4 protein-coding genes are annotated in these 3,461 nt (G+C 38.7%); 2 read left to right on the forward strand and 2 right to left on the reverse strand.

Annotated elements, in window-relative coordinates:
* Positions 1-106 precede the first annotated feature (106 nt).
* The gene (gene tsaC, locus Aru01_RS18060) at positions 107-676 is read right to left on the reverse strand and encodes an L-threonylcarbamoyladenylate synthase type 1 TsaC (protein ID WP_016654754.1); all 570 of its coding nucleotides are present in this window, start codon (positions 674-676) and stop codon (positions 107-109) included.
* Positions 677-726: 50 nt separating this feature from the next.
* Positions 727-1,857 carry a DNA-processing protein DprA gene (gene dprA, locus Aru01_RS18065; protein ID WP_016654753.1) on the reverse strand — a complete coding sequence of 377 codons (1,131 nt, stop codon included), beginning with the start codon at positions 1,855-1,857 and terminating at the stop codon, positions 727-729.
* Between the two features lie 382 nt (positions 1,858-2,239).
* On the opposite strand from dprA, the gene def reads away from it, so the two are divergent.
* Together def and Aru01_RS18075 are read left to right on the forward strand one after the other, a co-directional pair.
* Positions 2,240-2,770, forward strand: coding sequence for a peptide deformylase (gene def, locus Aru01_RS18070; protein ID WP_016654752.1), 531 nt, complete (start codon positions 2,240-2,242; stop codon positions 2,768-2,770).
* A 291-nt stretch (positions 2,771-3,061) separates the two neighbouring features.
* A partial coding sequence (locus tag Aru01_RS18075; RefSeq protein WP_042111765.1) for a hypothetical protein occupies positions 3,062-3,461 on the forward strand: 400 nt, incomplete at its 3' end.

Here is a 3,461-nt window from a genome sequence, read left to right on the forward strand (position 1 = left end):
GGGCAGATGAGGGTAAAAAACTCAGCTTCTACAACACATAATCTGCAAAAATTCACCCTTTATAGTGTTCACCAACGATTTTATTGATGTCTATTAACAGTATCGACTAAGCTCGAATCACTTCACCACTGCTTGCATCAATAATTCGACTAGGTTGCTGACAAAGCCCGAGGTCACCATTTAGGTATTTCAGCTCTGAACCAAAGTATTGCATTGCTTCTTGTAATGAGCGTGCTGGAGTAGCACCTGCTGGATTTGCACTGGTAGAAACAATAAAGCCATTAAAGGCATTGCATAATGCAATACATAAAGGATGATTACTTACCCGAATAGCGACTTTAGGGTGTTCACCCTTAATCCAGTGTGGAATGTGCTGATCAGCATCTAGTAACCAAGTCGTTGCTCGCTCAGTGGCTGCTGTACCACTCCAACTTTGTATGACACGTTCACGGATTTGTGGATCGAGAGAAGTGAGCAAGTGTTCGACTTGGCTAATTTGACCTGCCAACAAAATAACACCCTTCTCAATAGGCCGTTGTTTGTGCTGTAAAATTTTTAAAAATGCTTGCTCATTATATGGATCACATCCAAGTCCCCATACGGCTTCTGTTGGATAAGCTAAAACTTGACCCTGAGCCAAACATTGTGCAGCTTCAGCAACTGAGGTCGTAATCATTGTATTTAGTACCTTTTTTTATTCCAAAAAAACTATTGTGAACCCTATTACTAAATACGGCAACGTAAATATAAACCACACTGCTGCATACAAAAGCCCAAAAGCTCTAGCTCCACAAGCTGTCCAGTCAATTCAGCGGTTGTTAAATTGAGTTGTTGATTTAACTGGTCTAAATCTTGTCCAACCCAATCCAATTGGTTCAATAGTTTCAATAAATGTGAAGGAACTTGTTCATAATCACAGGGATCCAGCTGCTCAGAAAGCGTCTGTTGACAGTGCCATTGTGTTGGCAAAGCCAGATCTTCAATAATTTGTTCAGGGTGATCAACCAATACTGCCCCCTCACGGATCAACTGATGACAACCTTTATGAGATTCGGAATAAATATGGCCTGGTATTACAAAAATCATTTTTCCTTGTTCTGCCGCAGCTTTTGCTGTGATTAATGAACCACTCTTTAAGCCTGCTTCAGCAACCAGCACACCCAAACTTAAAGCACTAACGATACGATTACGGCGTGGAAAATTATGTTGTAAAGGCTTTGTCTCAGGTAAAAACTCAGTCACAACACAACCAGCATTGGCTAAAATTTTTTGTTGTAATTGTCTATTTTGCGTAGGATATATTTGATCAATACCCGTCCCAATCACTGCAATAGTGCGTTTATGCGCTATGCCCGCCTCGTGTGCTGCTTCATCAATCCCCAGTGCCATACCACTGGTAATATAAAAACCTCTTTCACCCAAGTAATACGCAAAATCATAGGCAACTTGTTTCCCCTGAGGACTAGGAACTCGACTCCCTACAATGGCAATCTGAGGTTGGTGTAAGTTTTGCCATGCACCTTGTACAAATAAAATCGGTGGGCGATTCATATAATGCAACAGTTGTTTTGGATAGCGCTCATCATGATCAATGAGTATAAAGTCGCTCTCTGCTGTTAATAACTTTAAACAGCGTTTAAATTGGGACTGCACTTCATCACTATAGAATTGGGTGGCTCTCTTTATATGATTTTCATGTAATTTTAACTGATGCCATTTGAGTAAATTTTTAGGTTGGATGGCGTCTTCCACACCGCCAAAATATTGTTCTAATTTGCGATATGCAGAAATCGAATGTTGTAGCAAAAACCATAACTGCACATACGGTAGACAATGTTCTATATCTGTTGTCATCATTTGTACTCTTAAAGGTCAATTGAATTATTTTTTTTAAAACTTGGTCACCACACCAGTATCATGCTAAGCGTTCAGTAAATGATTTATTTTTTATCGTTCATCAGTGTCAAGCTTGTAGAACTACTCTTAAAATTGTAAAAACGGTATTTGCTTTCGCAAAATCATCATAAGAAATCGAAAAATATAATTTTAATCTATGGAAATCACATGAAAAAAACGAAACAAGCCATTGTTAGCCCAAACTGCTTCAGATCTTAATCATTTTTTCCTAAAGTTTGCCTTTTGTTTGCGTTATACTGAGCAGAATCACCTTTTTTTATTTCTGGAGCATTCATCGCTTCATGTATTTTTCATACTACGGCAACAATAGTGAGGATTGCGCATGGCCTTATTACCCATTTTAAGTTTTCCTGATCCTCGTTTGCGTACTATTGCCAAACCTGTTGACAAAGTTACTGATGAAATTCGCCAATTGGCTGCTGATATGTTCGAAACAATGTATCAAGCACCAGGTATTGGTTTAGCAGCAACTCAAGTTGACCAGCATATCCAACTTGTTGTCATGGATTTATCGGAAGAAAAAGACCAGCCAATGGTTTTTATTAACCCTAAAATTACACCATTGACTGAAGAAACTCAGCCTTATGAAGAAGGGTGTTTATCTGTCCCACTCATCTATGACAAAGTCGAACGTGCTTCACGAGTAAAAGTTGAAGCACTTGATTTAGATGGACAAACATTTGAGCTTGAAGCAGATGGCTTATTGGCTGTATGTATTCAACATGAATGTGACCACCTCAATGGTAAATTATTTGTTGATTATCTTTCGCCATTAAAACGTCAACGTGCACGTGAAAAAGTGGAAAAAACTGTACGCCAACGCAACAAAGAAAAAGTGGCAGTTAAGCGTTAATCCATCAACCAATACAACGCAATAAATAGCATGCTTTTTAAAATTGCATGCTATTTTTTTGTGCTTTAAAAAATAATACTTACGCAACTCAAGCTGAAATATAAATTGCGCTTATATTGATCTATTAAATGTGTAAAGCAACACGCAGCTTGGCATCTCCAATGAAAATGAGAGCAATTTTTTATCCAGAATATGCTTAACCATTCATGCGAGTTTCTGAAAATTACAGCTTCACAAGTCTCTTTGCTTTGTTATACTCCACGCTAATCAAATGTTGGGATGAGCATTTAGTTGTTACGTTTGGGCCTGCTGCTAGGATTTGCAGCTGTTTTTTTTCAAATCGCTGTATTCATACAGCCCTTGCTACCGAAGCAATATCAAATTGCACCGGTATGTGAGACGATCACACTATTGATTGACAGTAGTGATCAGTTGTCTCAGAAAAAAAGCCTTGTTCAACACAATACTCTATCCTCTTCATCTACACATATAGACAGTTCCCTACAACCTCGGATGCATCATCCTAAGCCACAACACGATCACCATGATCCCAGCCACCAGTGTCAGTACTGTACGGTTTATGGCAACTTAGTATTGCCACCAGAAGTTGATCTCAATGTTGTGATTGATCGCATTCAAATCCGTCTCATTTCTTTACAAAAAGCGTTGCGTCATGTTTATTTTGAACTGC

The organism is Acinetobacter rudis, from assembly GCF_000829675.1.
In the GTDB taxonomy this organism is placed as follows: Bacteria; Pseudomonadota; Gammaproteobacteria; order Pseudomonadales; family Moraxellaceae; genus Acinetobacter; species Acinetobacter rudis.